The 20,162-nt window shown below is 77.3% G+C and carries 1 protein-coding gene; it reads right to left on the bottom strand.

Annotation, left to right across the window (positions count from 1 at the left end):
• Window positions 1-24: 24 nt before the first annotated feature.
• Window positions 25-20,130: a non-ribosomal peptide synthase/polyketide synthase gene (locus ACIQVZ_RS31080; protein WP_402454488.1), complete on the bottom strand. Its 20,106-nt coding sequence runs from the start codon at window positions 20,128-20,130 to the stop codon at window positions 25-27.
• Window positions 20,131-20,162 lie beyond the last annotated feature (32 nt).

Raw genomic sequence — 20,162 nt, 5'->3', positions numbered from 1 at the left:
TGGTCGTCGGCGGGTGGGCGGCCGTCACCGTCCTCCCCGGGCGTGCCGGGCGATGTACCGCAGCGCCACGGCGAACTCCTCGGCCGCCCGGCGCACCGTCGCCGTGTCGTGGAGGGCGGGGCGGTGGTGCCAGGTGAAGGCGAGGCGCCCGTGCTGCGCCGCGCCCACCACCTCCACCGGGTGCGAGCCGCCGTCGCGGGGGTCGTGGTCCTGCCCGAAGGAGCCGTGCTCGGCGCGGACCAGGCCGTCGCCGGCGGTCTCGGGCCGCGCGTCCCACTGGCCGAGGTAGTTGAAGACCACCTGGCCGTGCGCGCCGGCGGCGAGGCGCTCGCGGACCTCGGGCGGGCCGAAGGTGCGCAGGGCGCCGAAGCCCAGCCCGTTGCCCGGCACGGCGCGCAGCTGGCGGCGGACCGACTTCACCAGGGCCCGCCAGTCGCGGTCCGGGCCGAGGTCCTCGGGGTCGGGGACGTGGAAGGTGACCGGGTGCATGGTGGTGAACCAGCCGACCGTACGGGACAGGTCCACACCCTCCACGACGTCCTCCCGGCCGTGCCCCTCCAGGTCCAGCCGGATCCGCTCGTGGCCGGTCCAGCGGGCCAGTGCCAGGGCGAGGGCGGTCAGCAGCACGTCGTTGACGCGGGTGCGGTAGGCCGCCGGGGCCGCGCGCAGCAGTGCCTCGGTGTCCTCCTCGTCCAGTTCGACGGTGACCGTCGCGGTCTCGGCCGCACCGGGCTCGACGGTCCCGGGCTCTGCCGCGCCGGGGTCGGCGGCACCGGGCTCGGCGGGTCGGCCGGGCAGCACCTCGGCGGCGCTCACCGCCTCGTCCCAGTAGGGAAGTTCGTGGTCCAGGCCGCCGTCGGCGACATGGGCGGCGAGGCGGAGCGCCCAGTCCCGGTAGGAGGTGCCGCGCTCCCCCAGCGTGATCGCCGTGCCCAGGGCGGCCTGCCGGTAGGCGCTCTCCAGGTCGTCGCGCAGCAGGCGCCAGGAGACGGCGTCGACGACCAGGTGGTGGGCGACCAGCAGCAGGAGCGCCGGGCGGTCCGGGGCGCCGGTGAACAGGGCCGCCCGCAGCAGCGGGCCCCGGACCAGGTCGAAGCCGCCGTGCAGTTCGTCGGCCGCCTTGGCCATGGCCGCGTCGGCGGCCTCGGCGCTCTGCCCGGTCAGGTCGTACCGGACGAGGAGGTCCTCGGCGGGGGCCGGCGGCGGGTTGAACTGGTGCCAGCCCGTCTCGTCGCGGGTGAAGCGCAGGCGCAGGGCGTCGTGGTGTTCGAGCAGCGCGTCCAGCGCGGCCCGCAGTGCCTGCGGGTCGGGGTCGGCGCCGAGTTCGAGCAGGGTCGACTGGTTGAAGTGGTGGTGGGCGGCGCGCGGGGTGGTCAGGAACCACTCCTGGATGGGGGTGAGCGGCACGTCCCCGGTGACCGGGCCGTCGTCCTCCCGGTCGGGGGCGGTGCGCACCACCGTGGCCAGTTCGGCCACCGTCTGGTGGGTGAAGAGCTCCCGGGTGGCGAGGTACAGGCCGTCCCGGCGCAGCCTGGACACCACCTGCATGCTGAGGATGGAGTCGCCGCCGAGCAGGAAGAAGTTGTCGTCGGCGCCGACCTCCTCGATGCCCAGGACGTCGGCCCAGATCCGGGCGATCCGGCGTTCGGTGTCGGTGCCCGGCGCCCGGCGCGGACCGGCCGCGGCCTGGGCGGGACCGGGTTCGGGCAGGGCCCGCCGGTCGAGCTTGCCGTTCGGGGTGAGCGGCAGCCGTTCCAGCGGGACGAACACCGACGGCACGAGGTGCGGCGGCAGCGACCCGGCCAGGTGGGCGCGCAGTTCGGCGGCGGGCAGGCCCGCGACGGCCTCGCCGTCGCCGTCGCCCTCCGGTGCGGCACCGCCCGCTACGGCCCCGACCGCCGGGACGACGTAGGCGACCAGCCGGCCGGCCCCGGAGCCCGTACCGCTCCCGGGGGCGTCGGCGCGCACGGTGACGACGGCGTCGCGCACCAGGGGGCTGCGGCGCAGCGCGCTCTCGATCTCGCCCGGTTCGATCCGGAAGCCGCGCAGCTTGATCTGGTCGTCGACCCGGCCGGCGAACCGCAGTTCGCCGTCGGCGTCCCGGTGGGCGAGGTCGCCGGTGCGGTACATCCGGTCGCCCGGCGCGCCGAACGGGTCGGCGAGGAACCGCTGGGCCGTCAGTCCCGGGCGGCCGAGGTAGCCGCGGGCCAGGCCGGGGCCGGCCAGCCAGAGCTCTCCGGTCACGCCGGGCGGCACCGGCCGCAGGGCGGCGTCCAGGACGTAGCTGCGGGCGGCGCCGCCGGGGCGGCCGATCGGGGGTGCGCCGGTGCCCGGCGACAGCGGGCCCGTCCAGGTGGCGACCACGGTGGCCTCGGTGGGGCCGTAGGAGTTGATCATCCGTCGGCCGGGGGCCCAGGTGTCGACCAGATCGGCCGGGCAGGCCTCCGCCCCGACGACCAGGGTGCGCAGCGCGGGCAGCGTCGCGGCCGTCTCCGGGTCCACGGTGGCCAGGGCCGCCGGGGGGATCAGGGCGTGGGTGATGCGCCGTTCGGCCAGGACCTCGGCCAGCCGCTCGCCGACGAGCGGACCCTCCTCCCCCGTCACCAGGGTGGCCCCGCTGAGCAGGGAGACGCAGAGTTCCAGGACGGAGGCGTCGAAGCTGGGCGAGGCGAACTGGAGCACCCTGGCCCCGGGGCCGGCGGTGTACTGCTCGGCGGCGGCCGCCGCGAAGGCGGCGAGGCCGGCGTGGGTCACCAGGACGCCCTTGGGCGTGCCGGTCGATCCGGAGGTGTAGATGACGTAGGCCGGGTGTCCGGGGGTGAGCGGGGTGGCGCGGTCGGCGTCGGTGGGCGGGGTGTAACGGTCGGCGCCGGTGGCGCGGTCGGCGTCGGTGGGCGGGGTCTGCGGCCCGGCGGCGGACCACACCTCGGCCGGGTCGTCGAGCACCAGGTGGGCGCCCGCGTCGCGCACCATGAACTCCCGCCGGGGGGCCGGGTAGTCCGGGTCCACCGGGAGGAAGGCGCCGCCGGCCTTGGCGACGGCGAGCTGGGCCACCACCGCCGCCGCCGAGCGGGGCAGGGCGAGGGCGACCAGCCGCTCCGGCCCCACGCCGCGCCGGATGAGCCGGTGGGCCAGCCGGTTGGCCGCCCGCTCCACCTCGGCGTAGCTCAGCTCGCGGCCGCCGTCGAGCAGCGCCACCGCGTCGGGGGTGCGGGCGGCCCGGCGCTCGAAGAGTTCGGCCAGGGTCGCCTCGGGGACGGGCCGGAAGGTGCCGCGCGCCCGGTCGAGTTCGGCGGCCAGCTGGTCGTCACCGGCCAGCGGCAGCGCGCCGATGGCGCGATCCGGGTCCTCGGCGACGGCGGTCAGCAGGGTGGCGAGCTGGCCGGCCATCCGCTCGGCCGTGGCCGGGTCGAACAGGTCGGTGTTGTAGGTGATCAGGCCGTGCAGCGCGCCGGAGTCGGCCTCCGCGAACTCCAGGGCGAGGTCGAAGGCCGCCTGCGTGGTGTCGGTCTCGACGTCGGTCACGTGCAGGCCCGGGAGGTCGAGGTCGGCGGCCGGGGTGTTCTGGAGGACGACCAGGGCCTGGAAGAGCGGGCTGCGGCTGGTGTCGCGCACCGGCTGCACCTCGTCGACCACGCGCTCGAACGGCACGTCCTGGTGGGCGAAGGCGTCCCGGACGGTCTGCCGGACCGCGCCGAGGAAGTCGCCGAAGGGCTGCGCGGGTTCCACCCGCGAGCGCAGCACCAGGGTGTTGACGAAGAAGCCGACGAGGCTCTGGGTCTCCGCCTGCTCGCGGCCCGAGGTGACGGTGCCGACGGCGATGTCCTGGTCGCCGCCGAGCCGGGCGAGGTAGGCCTGCGCGGCGGCGACCAGGGTGGTGAACAGGGTGGCGCCGCGCTCCCGGCCGACCCGGGCCAGTCGGCGGGCCGTGTCGGCGGGCAGCTCCAGGCGGGCGGTGGCCCCGTTGGTGGTGCGCACGGCGGGCCGGGGCCGGTCGGTGGGTAGGCGCAGCGTCGAGACGTCGGCCAACTGCTCCTTCCAGTAGGCGAGTTGGTCGGCCCCGGCGGCGCCGACCGTGCGCTGCCAGTGCGCGTAGTCGGCGTACTGCACCGGCAGCGGCGCCAACCGGCCCTCCCCGGATCCGAGTTCGGCGCGGTAGAGGTGGGCCAGATCGGTGAGCAGGACGGCGGTCGACCAGCCGTCGGTGACGATGTGGTGCAGGGTCAGGGCCAGCACGTGGTCGCCCTCGGCCAGCCGCACCAGGGCGGTGCGCAGCAGCGGTCCGCGGCGCAGGTCGAAGGGGCGGGCCCGTTCGGCGGCGAGCAGGCCGCGCAGGGCCTCCGCCCGCGGCTGCGCCGGCCGGCCGGACAGGTCGTGCAGCGGCAGCGGCACGTCCTGCGGCGGGTGGACGAGCTGGACGCCGTGGCCGTCGACGCTGTCGAAGGTGGTGCGCAGCGACTCGTGCCGGGCCGCCAGGGCGCGCAGGGCCGCGCCGAGGGCGTCGGTGTCCAGGGCGCCGCGCAGGCGCAGCGCGAGCGCGGTCACGTACTCGGCGCCGCCGGGCGCGAACTCCTCCAGGAACCAGAGGCGTTGCTGGGCGTACGACATCGGCGCCGCGCCGTCGCGGACGACCGGGAGGACGCGCGGGCGCCCGCCCGGGCGGCCCTGCTCCTCGGTGAGCAGGCGGGCCAGGCCGGCCGGGGTGGGGTGGTCGAGGACGGCGCGGGGGGTGAGGTCGGCGCCGAAGGCCTCGGCCAGGCGGGCGGCGAGCCGGATGCTGAGGATGGAGTCGCCGCCCAGCTCGAAGAAGCCGTCCTCCACGCCGGGCGGCCGGATGCCCAGGACGTCGCCGAAGACCTCGGCGGTGCGGCGTTCGGCCTCGGTGCGCGGCTCGACCCGCGCGCGGCGTCCGCTCCCGTGCTCCTCGTCCGGCGCCGGGAGGGCCGCCCGGTCGACCTTGCCGTTGCGGCTCAGCGGGAGGGCGGCGAGCGGGACGAAGGCGGTGGGGACGAGGTAGTCGGGCAGCGCGCGGGCGGCGAAGGCCCGCAGTTCCTCGGGTTCGGCGCCCGCCGGGCCGACCACGTAGGCCACCAGGCGCCGGGCGCCGGGCCGGTCCTCGCGGGTGACCACGGCGACGTCGGTGACCTGGGGGTGGCGGGCGAGTGCGGCCTCCACCTCGCCGGGTTCGACCCGGAAGCCGCGGATCTTCACCTGGTCGTCCGCGCGGCCCAGGAACTCGACGGTGCCGTCCGGGCGCCGCCTGGCCAGGTCGCCGGTGCGGTACATCCGGGCGCCGGGCGGGCCGGAGGGGTCGGCGAGGAAGCGGGCCGCGGTCTCGCCGGGCCGGCCCAGGTAGCCGCGGGCCACGCCCTCGCCGGCCAGGTACAGTTCGCCCGCGCAGCCCGGCGGGACGGGCCGCAGGCGCCGGTCGAGGACGTGGACGCGGCGGTCGTCCAGGGGGTGGCCGATCGGCAGGGTGTCGGGCACCGCCGCCGCCTGTGCGACGGCGTGGGCGGTGGCGAAGGTCGTGGTCTCGGTGGGCCCGTAGCCGTCCACCACGGTCAGCCCGGGGCAGGCCGCCAGGACGCGGCGCACCGCGGCGGCGGGCACCACGTCCCCGCCGGTCCACAGCGTGCGCAGGCCCGCGAAGCAGTCCGGCGCGTCCTGGGCGAGCAGCCGGAAGAGCCCGGCGGTGAGCCACAGCGCCGTCGGCCCGTCCGGTCCGGCGAGCCGCCGCAGCAGGGCGGCGTCCACCGGCCCGTCGGGGGCGACGAGCACGCAGCCGCCGCCCAGCAGCGGCGCCCAGACCTCGAAGGTGGCGGCGTCGAAGGCGACCGGCGAGTGCAGCAGCACCCGGGCGCAGCGGCCGTCGGCGAAGCGGCTGTCGGTGGCGAGCGAGGCCACGTCGCGGTGGCGTACCGCCACGGCCTTGGGCACCCCGGTGGAGCCCGAGGTGAACATCACGTACGCCAGCCGGTCGGGGTCGGCGGGCGGCAGGGTCGGCGCCACCGGCCCGGCCGCGCCGGTGCGCACGGCGGCGACCTGCTCGGCGGTGAGCCGCAGGGCGGCGCCGACCTGGTCGAGCAGGGCGCGGCGGCGCTCCTCGGGGGCCCGGAGGTCGACGGGCAGGTAGGCGCCGCCCGCCTTGAGGACGGCCAGCTGGGCGGCGACGAGTTCGGCGGAGCGGTCCATCAGCAGCGCCACCCGGCCTTCGGGGGCCAGGCCGTCGGCCAGCAGCCGGGCCGCCAGGCGGTCGGACCAGTCGTCGAGCTGGCGGTAGGTCAGTTCGCGGTCGCCGTCGCGCACGGCGGGCGCGCCGGGGGTGCGCCGGACCTGCTCGGCGAAGACCTGGAGCGGGCTGCAGGGCGCCGCCGGGCGGGCGGTGCCGTGCCAGGATGCCAGCTGCTCCCGGTCGGCGGGGGTGAGCTGGTCCAGCTCGGCGAGGTCGCCGTCGAGGCCGTCGGCGAGGGCGGTGAGCAGCAGGACCAGGCGGTCGGCCGCGCCGTGGGCCGTCCGGTGGTCGAAGAGCGCGGGGTCGTAGGCCAGGTCGAAGCCGAGCCGCTCGGCCAGGTGGGCGCGCAGGCACCAGGGGAAGGTGGTGGCGTCGTCGGCGCGCACCTCGACCACCCGCACCCCGGTCCGGTCGGCGGCCGACTCGTCGACGGGGTAGTTCTCGAAGACCGCCATGCTGTCGAACAGCGGCTCCCCGGCGGGCACCTCGCTCAGGGCCTGGACGCGCGGCAGGGCCAGGTGGTCGAAGCGGCGGCCGTCGCTCTGGCGTTCCTGGAGCTCCCGCAGCCAGGGCAGCACGCCGCCCGAGGGGATCGGGACCCTGGTCGGCACGGTGTTGATGAACAGGCCGATCATCGACTCGACGCCGGGCAGTTCGGCCGGGCGCCCGGACACGGTGGTGCCGAAGACCACGTCGTCGCCGCCGCTGTAGCGGGCCAGCAGCAGCGCCCAGGCGCCCTCCACCACGGTGTTGACGGTCAGCCCGGCAGCGGCGGCGTTCTCGCGCAGCCGGCGGGAGAGCGTCTCGTCCAGTTCGCGGTGGGCGGCGGCGCTGGAGCGGGCGCGGTGGGCCCGGGTCGGCGGGCGGTCGTACGGCAGCGGGGTCCGGCCGGTGAATCCGGCCAGCAGGCCGCGCCAGTGGGCCTCGGCCGCCTCCTCGTCCCGGTCGCGCAGCCAGCCCAGGAAGTCCGCGAACGGCCGTCGGACCGGCCGGGGCGCCTGCGGGCCGCCGGTCAGCGCGGCGTACTCCTCGCACACCTCGGTGAGCAGTTGTCCGGTGCTCCAGCCGTCCAGGATCAGGTGGTGGGTGGACCACAGCAGCAGGACCTCGTCGCCGGGCAGCGCGGCCAGGGTCAGCCGGGTGAGCGGCGCGGTGGCGAGGTCCATCCCGGCGGCGCGCTCCTCGGCGAGCAGCCGCTCCGTCCGGTCGGCGCGCTGCCCGGGCGTCAGGTCGTGCCAGTCGAGGTGGCGGACGGGCAGTGCGGCGTGCCGTGCGACCACCTGGACGGGGTGCGGCAGGCCGCGCCAGTGAACACTTGAACGCAGTGCCGGGGTGCGGTCGGCGACCAGCTGCCAGGCCTCGGCGAAGGCCCGCGGGTCGGCGACGCCGGCCAGGCGCACCGCGATCCGGTCGACGTAGGCGCCGTCGGCGTCGACGAGCCCGTGGAAGAGCATGCCGGACTGCAGCGGCGTCAGCGGCAGCACGTCGTCGGTCTCGCGCCCGTCGCCGACGAGCCGGTCCAGCCGGTCCTGGTCGAGGCCGGCGAGCGGGAAGTCCGACGGGGTGCGGCCGCCGGCGTCCGGGCGGGCGCAGTGCGCGGCCACCTCGTGCAGCGCGGCGGCCGTCTCCTCGGCGAGCCCGCGGACGGTCGCCTCGTCGTAGACGGCGGCGGGGTAGGTCCACGCCAGTTCGAGGCGGCCGTCCTGGACCGCGCCGGTGATGTCCAGCAGGTAGGGGCGGGGCTCGTCGGGGTCGGTGTCGCGACCGGCCGGGGGCAGCGCGCCGCGGACCAGGCCGTCGGCGCCGCCGCGGGTGTCCCACCGGCCGTGGTAGTTGAAGCCGATCTGCGGCGCCGCCGAGCCGGTCAGCGGGCCGTCCGGCCGCAGGTGGCGCAGCGCGCCGTGGCTGAGTCCGCGCAGCGGGACGGCGCGCAGCTGCTCCTTGACCGAGCGCAGGGTGTCGTGCCATCCGGCGTCGGGGTCGACGCGCAGGGCGAGCGGGAACTCGGCGGTGAACCAGCCCACCGTCCGGGAGAGGTCCAGGTCCTCGAAGAGGTCCTCGCGGCCGTGCCCCTCCACCCCGACCAGCACGGTGTCCCGGCCGCACCAGCGGGCCAGGGTGCGGCCCAGGGCGCTGAGCAGGACGTCGTTGACCTGGGTGCGGTAGACCTCGGGGACGCGGCGCAGCAGCGCCTCGGTGGTCCGCTCGTCCAGCGTCACCTGGACGGTGGCGGCGGTGGCGTGGGTGTTCGGGGCGCCGGTGTCAGGGGCCGGGCGGCCGGCGGGCAGGTCGGCCGGGGCCGCGCCGGTGCGCGTCCAGTGGCCGAGGTCGCCGTCCAGGGCGCCGGCGCGGGTGTGCCGCTCCAGCCGGGTCGCCCAGCGGCCGTAGGACGTGCCGGTCGGCGGCAGGGCGACGGGGGCTCCGGCGCGGGCCGTGCGGTACGCCGCTTCGAGGTCGGCCAGCAGGATGCGCCAGGAGACGCCGTCCACGGCCAGGTGGTGGACGGTGAGGACGAGTTGGCCCGGCTGCCGGGGGCCGCGGTCGAAGAACAGGGCGCGCAGCACCCGGCCCTCGACCGGGTCGAGGGAGCGTTGGGCCTCGTCGGCGGCCCGCTGGACCTGCGCTTCCACGTCATGGCCGGTGAGGCCCGGGTCGATGACGTCGTGGTGGGTGAAGACGCCGTCCGCGCCCTGGGCGAGCGCCTCCTGGCGCCAGCCGGCCTCGGTGCGGTGGAAGCGGGTGCGCAGGGCCGCGTGGTGCTCCACCAGGGCCAGCACCGCCCGGCGCAGGGCCGCCGGATCGGTGCCGGGGGCCAGTTCCAGGCGCTGGGTCATGGTGAAGCGCAGGGCGTCGCCGGGGCGGCGGCCGTCGAGGTACCAGTGCTGGATCGGGGTGAGCGGCGCCTCGCCGGGCTCGGCTTCGCCGGGTTCCCGATGATCAGTCAGATCTCCTGTGCACAGGGCGAGTTCGGCGATGTTCTGGTGACGGAAGACGTCCTTGGTGGTGAGGGCGAGCCCGGCGGCGCGGGCGCGGGAGACGATCTGGATGCTGAGGATGGAGTCGCCGCCGAGCGCGAAGAAGTTGTCCCGGGTACCGACGCGCTCCACGCCCAGCACCTCGGCCCAGATCGCGGCGAGCCGTTCCTCGGCACCGGGCCGCGGCGCGACGTACGGGGTGGTGCGGTCGGGCTGGGCGGGCGGCGCGGGCAGCGCGCGCCGGTCGGTCTTGCCGCCGGTGGTCCGCGGTATTCGGGCCAGCGGGACGAACGCGGCGGGCACCAGGTGGTCGGGCAGCGTCCGGCGCAGCCAGGTCCGCAGTTCCTCGGCGGGCGGGACGCGGCGGCCGGCGGGCACCGGGTAGCCGACGAGCACCGTACGGCCGGCGTGCTCGCGCGCGGCGACCGCGCAGTCGGCGACGTCCGGGTGGGCGAGCAGGGCGGCCTCCACCTCCCCGGGCTCGATCCGGAACCCGCGGACCTTGACCTGTTCGTCGGCCCGGCCCCGGAACTCCAGTTGCCCGTTCGCGTCCCAGCGGGCCAGGTCGCCGGTGCGGTACATCCGGGCCCCGGGCGGGCCGTAGGGGTCGGCGAGGAAGCGGGCGGCCGTCAGCCCGGGCCGGTTCAGGTAGCCGCGGGCGACCTGCTCCCCCGCCAGGTACAGCTCCCCCGGCATGCCGGGCGGCACCGGCCGCAGGGCGCCGTCGAGCAGGTAGGCGCCCAGGTTGCGGCCGGGGCGGCCGATGACGGGGCGCTCGGGGTGGTCCGCGCACCGGGCGTAGGCGGCGTCGACGGTGCACTCGGTGGGCCCGTACATGTTGTAGGCGGTGACACCGAGGTCCGCGTACGCCGCGCACAGCTCCCGCCAGACGGCGGCGGGGACGGCCTCGCCGCCGACCAGCAGCAGGCGCGGGTGGTGCGGGCCGGGGGCGAGCAGTCCGGCGGCGGTGAGTTCGCGCAGGAAGGAGGGGGTGACGTTGACCAGGTCCAGGCGGCGGTCGACGACCTGGGCGCAGAACGCCTGCGGGTCCAGCCGGACGTCCTCGTCGATCAGGTGGAGCTCCTGGCCCAGTGCGAGCAGCAGCGGGCCCTCCCAGCTGGTGTCGAAGGAGAAGGACGCGCTCAGCGCGGCCCGCAGCCGCCCGCCGTCGGCGGTGTGCGGCCCGACCAGGCCTTCCTGGTGGTCCCGGCAGAGGTTGACCAGCTGGCGGTGTTCGACGACGACGCCCTTGGGGCGGCCGGTCGAGCCTGAGGTGTGGACGAGGTAGGCGGCGTGCTGCGGCAGCAGGGGGGCGGTCCGCTCGGCGTCGGTCAGGTCGTGGGCGGGCAGGGCCGCCCACGGCACCTCGCGCAGGGCCTGCGCGGTCAGCACCACCCGGGGCCGGGTGTCGTCGAGGAGGAGGGCGGCCCGCTCCTCGGGCAGGTCCGGGTCGACGAAGAGCAGGGCGGCGCCCGCCTTGAGCACCGCGAACAGCGCCACCAGCAGGTCCGAGGTGCGCGGCAGCCGGACCGCGACCACCTGTTCCGGGCCGGCGCCGAGGGCGGCGAGGTGGCGGGCGAGCCGGTTGGCCCGCGCGTTGAGGGCGGCGAAGTCGAGGGTGGCGTCCCGGGCGACCAGGGCGGTGGCGTCCGGGGTGCGGGCGGCCTGCGCCTCGAACAGGGCGGGGAAGGTGGTGTCCGGCGCGGGCAGCGGCGCGCCCCGCCCCTGGCGCAGCACCCGGCGCCGTTCGTCGGCCGTCATCAGCGGCAGCGCCCCGACGGCCGTCTCCGGCGCCTCGGCCACGGCCGCCAGCAGGGTGCCCAGCCGACCGGCCAGGTGCTCGGCGGTCCGCGCGTCGAACAGCCCGGTGTTGTACTCCAGGTAGCCGGTCAGGCCGCCGTCGCGCTCGACGAAGTCGAAGGAGAGGTCGAAGGTGGCGCCGTGGACGGGCGGGGTGACCGGCTCCACCGTCAGGCCCGGCAGCTTCGGCACCTCGGCGCCGAGGTTGTGCAGGGCCACCATGACCTGGAAGAGCGGCGTGCGGCTGGTGTCGCGCTCCGGCTGGAGGGCGTCCACCAGCCGTTCGAAGGGCACCTCCTGGTGGGCGAGGGCCTCCAGGACGGTGCCGTGGGCGGCGGCCAGCAGTTCGCGGAACGACAGCTCCGGCCGGACGGCGCCGCGCAGCACCAGGGTGTTGACGAACATGCCGACCACGTCGTGGAGTTCGCCCTGCTCACGGCCCGAGGTGACGGTGCCCACCGCGATGTCCTGCTGCCCGGACCAGCGGGCGAGCAGGACCTGGCAGGCCGCCAGGAGGGTGGTGTAGAGGGTGCCGTCGACCTCCCGGCCCCGTTCGCGCAGCCGCGCGGTCAGCCCGGCGGGCAGGGTGAAGGCGACCAGCGCGCCGTCCCGAGTGCGGACGGCCGGGCGCGGCCGGTCGGTGGGCAGCTCCAGCGGGGTCAGGCCGTCCAGGGTCCGGCGCCAGTGGGCGAGGTCCGCCTCGGCGAGGTCGGTGCGCGCGCGCTGCCAGGCCGCGTAGTCGGTGTAGCGCACGGGCAGCTCGGGCAGCCGCGGCGGGCGCCCCTCGCGGGCCGCCGCGTACAGCTCGCCCAGGTCGCGGCCCAGGACGCCCATCGACCAGCCGTCGGTGGCGATGTGGTGCACGGCCAGCACGAGCACGTGCTCGTCCGCGGCCGTCCGGACCAGCCGGGCCCGCAGCAGGGGCCCGGTGGCCAGGTCGAACGGGGTGGCGGCGATCCGCTCCAGCAGTGCGTCCAGGGCCGCCGGGGTCGCCCCGGCGAGGTCCTCGCACGGCAGCTCGACCGGCTGCGGCGGGCGCACCACCTGCCGGGCGCGGCCGTCCCGCTCGGCGAAGGTGGTCCGCAGCGCCTCGTGCCGGGCGACCAGGGCGTCCAGGGCGGTGCCCAGCGCGGCCCGGTCGAGCGCTCCGCGCAGGCGCAGCACGGACAGCGAGGTGTACTCGGTGCTGCCCGGGTCGAACCGGTCGAGGAACCAGAGCCGCTGCTGGGCGTACGACAGCGGCGGCTCGGCCGCCGGGTCCGCGGCCGGGATGACCAGGGCCGACGGGCCGTCCGCCGCGCCCGGCCCGCCGGGCGAGCCGAGGGCCTCGGCCAGGTCCGCCAGCACCGGGTGGGTGAACAGCAGCCGGGGCGAGAGGTCCGCCGCCCCGAAGGCCGCGCGCAGCCGGGCGGTGACCCGGACGGCGAGGATGGAGTCGCCGCCCAGGGCGAAGAAGTCGTCCTCGGCGCCGATCTCCCCGGTGTCCAGGACCTCCGTCCAGGCCGCGGCGACCAGCCGCTCGGCGCGGGTGCGGGGCGCGGTGCGCTGCCGGCCGGCGGCGAAGCCCTCCGGGCCGGGCGAGGGCAGCGCGCGCCGGTCGAGCTTGCCGTTGGGGGTGAGCGGCAGGGCCGCCAGGGGGACGTACGCGGCGGGCACCAGGTAGGCGGGCAGCAGCCGTTCGAGGTGGGCGCGCAGGTCGGCGGCGGCCGGGGGGTGGGCCGCGCCCGGGCCGGCGACGACGTGGGCGACCAGCCGGCGGGTGCCGGAGGCGTCCTGGTACACGCCCACGGTGGCGGCGCCCACGCCCGGGTGGGTCTGGAGGGCGGCCTCGATCTCGCCGGGTTCGATCCGGTAGCCGCGGATCTTGACCTGCTGGTCGGCGCGGCCCAGGTAGCGAAGGGTGCCGTCGGCCTGTCGGGCGGCCCGGTCGCCGGTGCGGTACATCCGGGTGCCGGGGGCGCCGAAGGGGTCGGCGAGGAAGCGGGTGGCGGTCAGGCCGGGCCGGTTGAGGTAGCCGCGGGCCAGGCCCTCCCCCGCCACGTACAGCTCGCCCACGGCGCCCGGGGGCACCGGGGCCAGGTCGGCGTCGAGGACGTACAGCCGCAGGTCCGGAAGGCCGGTGCCGATCGGTGCGGGGCCGCCGGCGGCGGCGGTCGCGCGCTCCAGCGGGGCCTGGGTGACGTGCACGGTCGTCTCGGTGATGCCGTACATGTTCACCAGGAGCGGCGCGTCCTGCGGGTGGCGGTCGTACCAGTCGGCGAGGCGGCCGGCGTCCAGCGCCTCGCCGCCGAAGACCACCGTGCGCAGCGCCAGCCGGCGGGAGAGCTCGGGGTGTTCGGCGTCGGCGCGGGCCAGCGGGTGGAAGGCGGACGGGGTCTGGTTGAGGACGGTGACGCCTTCGTCCACGAGCAGCCGCAGGAAGTCCTCCGGGGAGCGGGCGGTGTCCTCGGGCACGACGACGAGCCGGCCGCCGTGCAGCAGCGGGCCCCACAGCTCCCAGACCGAGAAGTCGAAGGTGTAGGAGTGGAACAGCGTCCAGACGTCCTCGGCGCCGAAGCCGAACACGCCCCTGGTCTGCTCGAACAGCCGCACCACGTTGGCGTGCGGCACCACGACGCCCTTGGGCCGGCCGGTGGAGCCGGAGGTGAAGATGGCGTAGGCGGGGCTGTCGGGCAGCGGGCGGTGCCCGGCGGCGAGCGGGGCGGCCGGGCCCCGGGCCAGGTCGGCGCGCAGCTGCGGGTCCGACAGGGAGAGGACGGGCACCCCGTGCTCGACGCTCTCGGGCGCCACGCCGGGCACGTGGGTCAGCAGGGCCACCGGGGCGGCGTCGCCCAGCAGTTGGGCGCGGCGTTCGGCGGGCAGGCCCGGGTCGAGCGGCAGGTAGGCCGCGCCGGTCTTGAGGACGGCGAGGACGGCCACGACCAGGTCGGCCGTGCGGGGCAGCGCGAGGGCCACGAACCGCTCGGGCCCGGCGCCGAGTTCGGCCAGCCGGTGGGCGAGCCGGCCGGCCCGCGCGTCCAGGGCGGCGTAGTCGAGGTGCTCGTCGCCGCAGGTGACGGCCTCGGCGTGCGGGGTGCGGGCGGCCTGCGCCTCGAAGAGGTCGACCAGGGTCCGGTCGGGGCGGCCCCGCACGGTGCCGTCCCACGCGGTCAGCTGCCGCCGCTCCCGCGCGGTCGTCCACTCCAGGGCGCGCAGCGGCCGGTCCAGTCCGGCGGCCAGTTCGGTGAGCAGCAGGCAGAGCCGCTCGGCGAGGGTGCGGACCGTCGCGGCGTCGAACAGCTCCGGGTCGTAGGCGAGGTCGAAGCCGACGTGCCCGCCCTGGTAGGCGCGCAGGACGAGCGGGTAGTTGGTGGCGTCCCGGGAGGTGACCTCCACCAGGCGCACCCCGCTGCCGGCCGCGCGGGCGTCGTCGAAGGGGTAGTTCTCGAAGGCGACGATGCTGTCGAACAGCGTGCCTCCGGACGGCACGCCGCTGAAGGCGGTGAGTTCGGCGAGGGAGACCGCGGCGTGGCGCCGGGCCTCGGCCTGGGCCTCCTGGAGGTCGCGCAGCCAGTCGGCGGCGGTGCGGCGGCCGTCGACCAGGACCCTGGTGGGCAGGGTGTTGATGAACATGCCGATCATCGACTCGACGCCGGGCAGTTCGTCGGGGCGTCCGGAGACGGTCGTCCCGAACAGCACGTCCGGCTCGCCGCTGTACCGGGAGAGCAGCAGGGCCCAGGCACCCTGCACCACGGTGCCGAGGGTGAGCCCGGCCTGCCGGGCGGTGCGGGCCAGCCGTTCGGAGGCCTCCGGCGACAGGCCGGCGGTGTGCGCGAGGGCCGAGCGGGCCCGGTGGGCCTCGCGCCGGGCGCGGTCGGCGGGCAGCGGGGTGGCGGTGGCGAAGCCGTCCAGGACGGCCCGCCAGTGCGCGCGGGCGGCCGCGCTGTCCTGCCCGGCCAGCCAGTGCACGTAGTCGGCGAAGGGCCGGCGCACCGCCGGTGTCGGCACGCCCCCGGTGGTGAGGGCCGCGTACTCCTCGAACACGTCGGTGAGCACCTGGGCCAGGCTCCAGCCGTCCAGGATCAGGTGGTGGGAGGTCCACAGCAGGTGCAGGCGGGCCTCGGGCAGCCGGACCAGGGTGAGCCGGGTGAGCGGCGCGGTGGTGAGGTCCAGCCCGTGGGCGAGGTCGTCCGCGCGCAGCCGGGCCAGCCGGTCGGCGCGCTCGCCCGGGTCGACCGCCCGCAGGTCCAGGTGGGTCACCGGCAGCCGGACGCCTCGGCGCACGACCTGGAGGGGGGCGGGGACGCCCTCCCACACCACCGAGGTGCGCAGTGCGGGCGTGCGGTCGGCGACCCGCTGCCAGGCCAGGGCGAAGGCGTGCGGGTCGCCCACCCCCTCCAGCAGCAGGCCGGCCTGGTCCACGTAGACGTCGTCGGGGCCGCCGACCAGGCGGTGGAAGAGCATGCCCTCCTGGAGCGGGGTGAGCGGCAGCAGGTCCTCGACGTCCCGCCCGTCGCCGGCGATCCGGTCCACCCCGGCCTGGTCCAGTCCGGCCAGCGGGTAGTCGCAGGGGGTGCGGCCGCCGGCGCCGGGGCGGGCGCAGTGCTCGACGATGCCGGTCAGCGCCTCGGCCGTGGCCTGCGCCAGCGCGCGGACGGTGGCCGCCTCGTGCGCCTGGTCGCTGTAGTGCCAGGTGAGCTCCAGTTCGCCGTCGGCGACCACGGCGGAGACGTCGAGCAGGTGGTCCAGGGGTTCGTCGGGGGCGAGCTCCCGGCCCGGCGCCTGGCCGGCGGGCGCGAAGTCGCCGGTCCCGGGGGCGGTCCACTGGCCGTGGTAGGTGAAGCAGACCTGCGGCAGCGGACGGTCCCTCAGGGCGCCGGCCGCGGGCGAGCCGAGCCGGGCCAGGGCCTCGTAGCTCAGGCCCCGGCGGGGTACGGCGCGCAGCCGCTCCTTGACCTGCTTGAGGGTGGCGGCCCAGTCGGGGGCGCCGGCCGGGCCGGCCGGGGCGAGGGTGACGGGGTACTGGGTGGTGAACCAGCCGACCGTCCGGGAGAGGTCGACGCCGTCGAGGAGTTCCTCGCGGCCGTGGCCCTCCAGGGCGATGGTCACCCGTTCGGTGCCCGTCCAGTCGGCGAGGGCCCGGCCCAGCGCGCTGAGCAGCACGTCGTTGACCTGGGTCCGGTAGGCCTCGGGGACCCTGCGCAGCAGGGCCTCGGTGGTGGCGCGGTCGAGCCGGGTGCGCAGGGTGCGCACGGAGCCGGCCGTGGGGGTGCCGGGGTGGTCGACGGGCAGCGGGGCGGCCGGCGTCCGGGTCTCGGCGCTCCAGTAGGGCAGGTCGTCGTCGAGGCCCCCGGCCCGGACCAGTTCGGCGAGGTGGTGGGCCCAGTCGGTGAACGGGGTGGGCTCGGGCTCCAGGTGCGGGGCGTCCCCGGCCGCCGCCTGCCGGTAGGCCTGTTCCAGGTCGGCGAGCAGCACCCGCCAGGAGACCCCGTCGACGGCCAGGTGGTGGGCGGTCAGGACGAGTTGGGGCCGGGCGTCGTCGCGGGGCCGGAACAGGACGGCGCGCAGCAGGGTGCCGGTGGCCGGGTCCAGGGCGGCGCGGGCGGCGTCGGCGGCCTCGGCCCGGGCCGCTTCGGAGCCGGTGTCGGCGCCGGGGGCGGGCGGGTCGAGTCTGGTCAGCAGCCCGGTGCCCGGGTCCGCGACCGGCTCCTGGCGCCAGGTGCCCCCGGCGCGGGTGAAGCGGGTGCGCAGCGCCGGGTGGGCGGCCAGGACCGCCCGCAGCGCCTGGTCCAGGGCCGGCTCGTCGAGGTCGCGCGGCAGGTCGAGCAGCATCGACATGGTGAAGTGGCGCAGCGGGCCGTGGGCGGCGAAGAACCACTCCTGGACCGGGGTGAGCGGGGCCGGCCCGTCCGCGCGGCGCGGCCGGGGGGCCGGGGCGGCGGCCGGGCGGGCGGCGGCGACCAGGTCGGCGACGGTCTGGTGGCGGAAGACGTCCTGGGAGCCGATCCGCAGGCCGGCGGCGCGGGCCCGGGAGACGGCCTGGATGCTCAGGATCGAGTCGCCGCCGAGCTCGAAGAAGTTGTCGGTGACGCCGACCCGCGCCACGCCCAGCACCTCGGCCCAGATCCCGGCGAGGGTCTCCTCCTCGGGGGTGCGCGGGGCGACGAACTCCCCTTCTCGTCCCTCGCCTTCGGGGTCGGGGGCGGGCAGTGCGCGGCGGTCCAGTTTCCCGCTGGTGGTGAGCGGCAGGGTGTCGAGCGCGGTGAACGAGGACGGCACCAGGTGGTCGGGCAGCACCCGCCGCAGGGCGGCGCGCAGGTCGGCGGACGGGCGGGCCGCGCCGTCGGCGAAGACCAGGTAGGCCGCCAGCCGGGTGTGGCCGCGCGCGTCGGGCACGGCGGCGACCGCGGCCGCGGCGACCTGCGGCAGGTCGAGCAGCGCCGCCTCGATCTCTCCGGGTTCGATCCGGTGGCCGCGCACCTTGACCTGGTCGTCGGCGCGCCCGAGGTACTCCAGGCTCCCGTCGGCCGTCCAGCGGGCCAGGTCGCCGGTGCGGTACATCCGGGCGCCGGGCGGCCCGTACGGGTCGGCGGTGAAGCGGGCGGCGGTCAGCCCCGGCCGGCCGGCGTAGCCGCGGGCGACCTGGGCGCCGGCGAGGTGGAGTTCGCCGCTCACCCCGGGCGGCACCGGCTGGAGCCGGTCGTCGAGGACGTAGGCGCGCAGGTTGGGCAGCGGGCGGCCCACCAGCGGCCGGTCACCGCCCGCGATGCGGCAGGCGAGCGCGTCGACCGTGCACTCGGTGGGGCCGTAGTAGTTGTAGGCGGCGACGTCCGGGTGCCCGGCGAGTTCGCGCCAGAGCCGGGGCCCGACGGCCTCGCCGCCGAGCATCAGCACCCGGGGGCGGTGGCGCGGGTCGTCGAGCAGCCCGGCGGGCAGCAGTTGGCGCAGGTAGGAGGGCGTCAGGTCGAGGAAGTCGATGCGGTGGCGCACCACGTACTCGACCAGGGCGGCCGGGTCCATCCGGGTCGTCTCGTCGACCAGGTGCAGCGGGTGGCCGTCGGCCATCAGCAGCACGCCCTCCAGGGAGGTGTCGAAGGAGAACGAGGCGGTCAGCGCCACGCGCAGCGGCCCGCCGCCCGCGTCGGCGACGAAGCCCGCCCGGTGGGCGGCGAGCAGGTTCACCACCGCGCGGTGCGGGACGGCGACGCCCTTGGGGCGGCCGGTGGAGCCGGAGGTGTAGAGCACGTACGCGGTGTTGGAGGGGTGCGGCGGGGCCGTCCGGTCGTCGTCGCCGGGGTCGGTGTCCGGGCCGGTGTCGGGCAGCGCCCGGAGCGCCTGTTCGTCCAGGACCAGGGCCGGGCGGGCGTCGTCGAGCAGGTGGCGCAGGCGCTCGGCCGGCAGGGCCGGGTCCAGGGGCAGGTAGCCGGCGCCGGCCTTCCAGACGGCGAGGATCGCCACGATCATGTCGGCGGTGCGCGGCAGCCGCAGCGCGACCAGCCGTTCGGGGCCGGCGCCGCGGGCGATGAGCTGGTGGGCGAGCCGGTTGGCGCGGGCGTCGAGCGTCGCGTAGTCGAGCCGCTCGGCTCCGGCGACCAGGGCCGGGGCGTGCGGGGTCAGGGCGGCCCTGCGCCGGAACAGCTCGGGGTAGCTGGTGTCCTCGACGGGCAGCGCGGTGGCGTTCCAGTCCCGGGTGACCTGCCGGGTCTCCCGGGGCGAGAGCAGCGGCAGGGTGCCGAGCGGGCGGTCGGGTTCGGCGGCGGCGCCGTCCAGCAGCAGGAGGAGCTGGTCGGCCATCCGGCGTGCGGTGGGCGCGTCGAAGAGGTCGGCGCGGTACTCCAGCAGGCCGGTGAGCGCCTCGCCGTCCGGGACGAACTCGACGCTGAGGTCGAAGGTGGCAGCCTGCCGGGGCACGGCGACCGGGGTGGGCGCCGACCCCGGCGGGGTGGTGGCCTCGGGCGGCGCGGGGTGCAGCAGGACCAGCACGTCGAACAGCGGGTTGCGGCCCGCCTGGCGGGGTGCGCCGACCGCCTCGACGAGCCGTTCGAAGGGCGTGTCGCCGTGCGCGAGCGCGTCGTTGCCGGTCTCGGTGGCGGCCGCGAGCAGGTCGCGGAAGGATCCGGCGGGCTCGACCCGGGTGCGCAGGACGACGGTGTTGACGAAGCAGCCGACGGCCCGTTCCAGCTCGGTGCGGGAGCGCCCGGGCGTCAGGGAGCCGACGGTGACGTCCTGCTGGCCGGACCAGCGGGCCAGCAGCGCCTGGGTGGCGGCGACCAGGGCCGTGTGCAGGGTGCCGTGCCGCTCGGCCGCGAGCTCGCGCAGCCGGGCGGTGAGCGGCGCGGGGACGGTGAAGGCGTGGACGGCGCCGGGGCCGGCCTCCTCGCCGCGGCGCGGGTGGTCCAGCGGCAGCTCCGGCGGCACGGCGCCGGCCAGTTTCGCCTTCCAGTGGGCCAGTTGGCCCTCCAGTCGGGCGCCGGAGAGCTGTTCGCGCTGCCACACCGCGAAGTCCGGGTACTGGACCGCCACCGGGGGCAGGTCCGGGGCGGCGCCGCGGGCCAGGGCCTCGTAGCCGGTGCACAGCTCGTCCAGGACGACGCCCATCGACCAGCCGTCGGTGACGATGTGGTGCGCCGTCACCTGCAGGACGTGCGAGCGGTCCGACTCGCGCACCAGCAGGGCGCGCAGCAACGGCCCCTGCCGGAGGTCGAAGGGGCGGGAGTACTCCTGGAGCAGGATCGCGTCGAGGCTCTCCCCGCCGGCCGGCTCCCGGACGGGCAGCGGCACCGGCCCGGCCGGCCGCACGGTCTGCACCGGGCGGCCGTCGGCCTCGTCGAAGGTGGTCCGCAGCCCCTCGTGGCGGGCCACGACGGCGGCCAGCGCCCCGGCGAGCGCCGCGCGGTCCAGCGGGCCGGTGAACCGTACGGCGACCGCGCTGTTGTAGCGGGGGTCGCCGGGGCGCAGCCGGTCCAGGAACCACAGGCGCTGCTGGACGAAGGAGGGCGGCAGCGGTCGGCTGCGGTCGGCTTGCGGGATGGACCGGTCGGCGGCGGCCCGGGCGCCGCCGGAGCGCCCGGCCAGCCGCAGGCGCAGCGCTTCGCGCAGGTCGGCGGGCAGGGCCTCGGCGCGGTCTCGCTTCGAAGGCGTCATGGTCGTCGGATCCTCACCGTTCATCACCGTTC

It is taken from the genome of Kitasatospora sp. NPDC098663 (genome assembly GCF_044760075.1).
GTDB lineage: Bacteria > Actinomycetota > Actinomycetes > Streptomycetales > Streptomycetaceae > Kitasatospora.
Note: the sequence above shows the minus strand (reverse complement) of the source record. Positions and strands in the feature narration are given on the sequence as shown.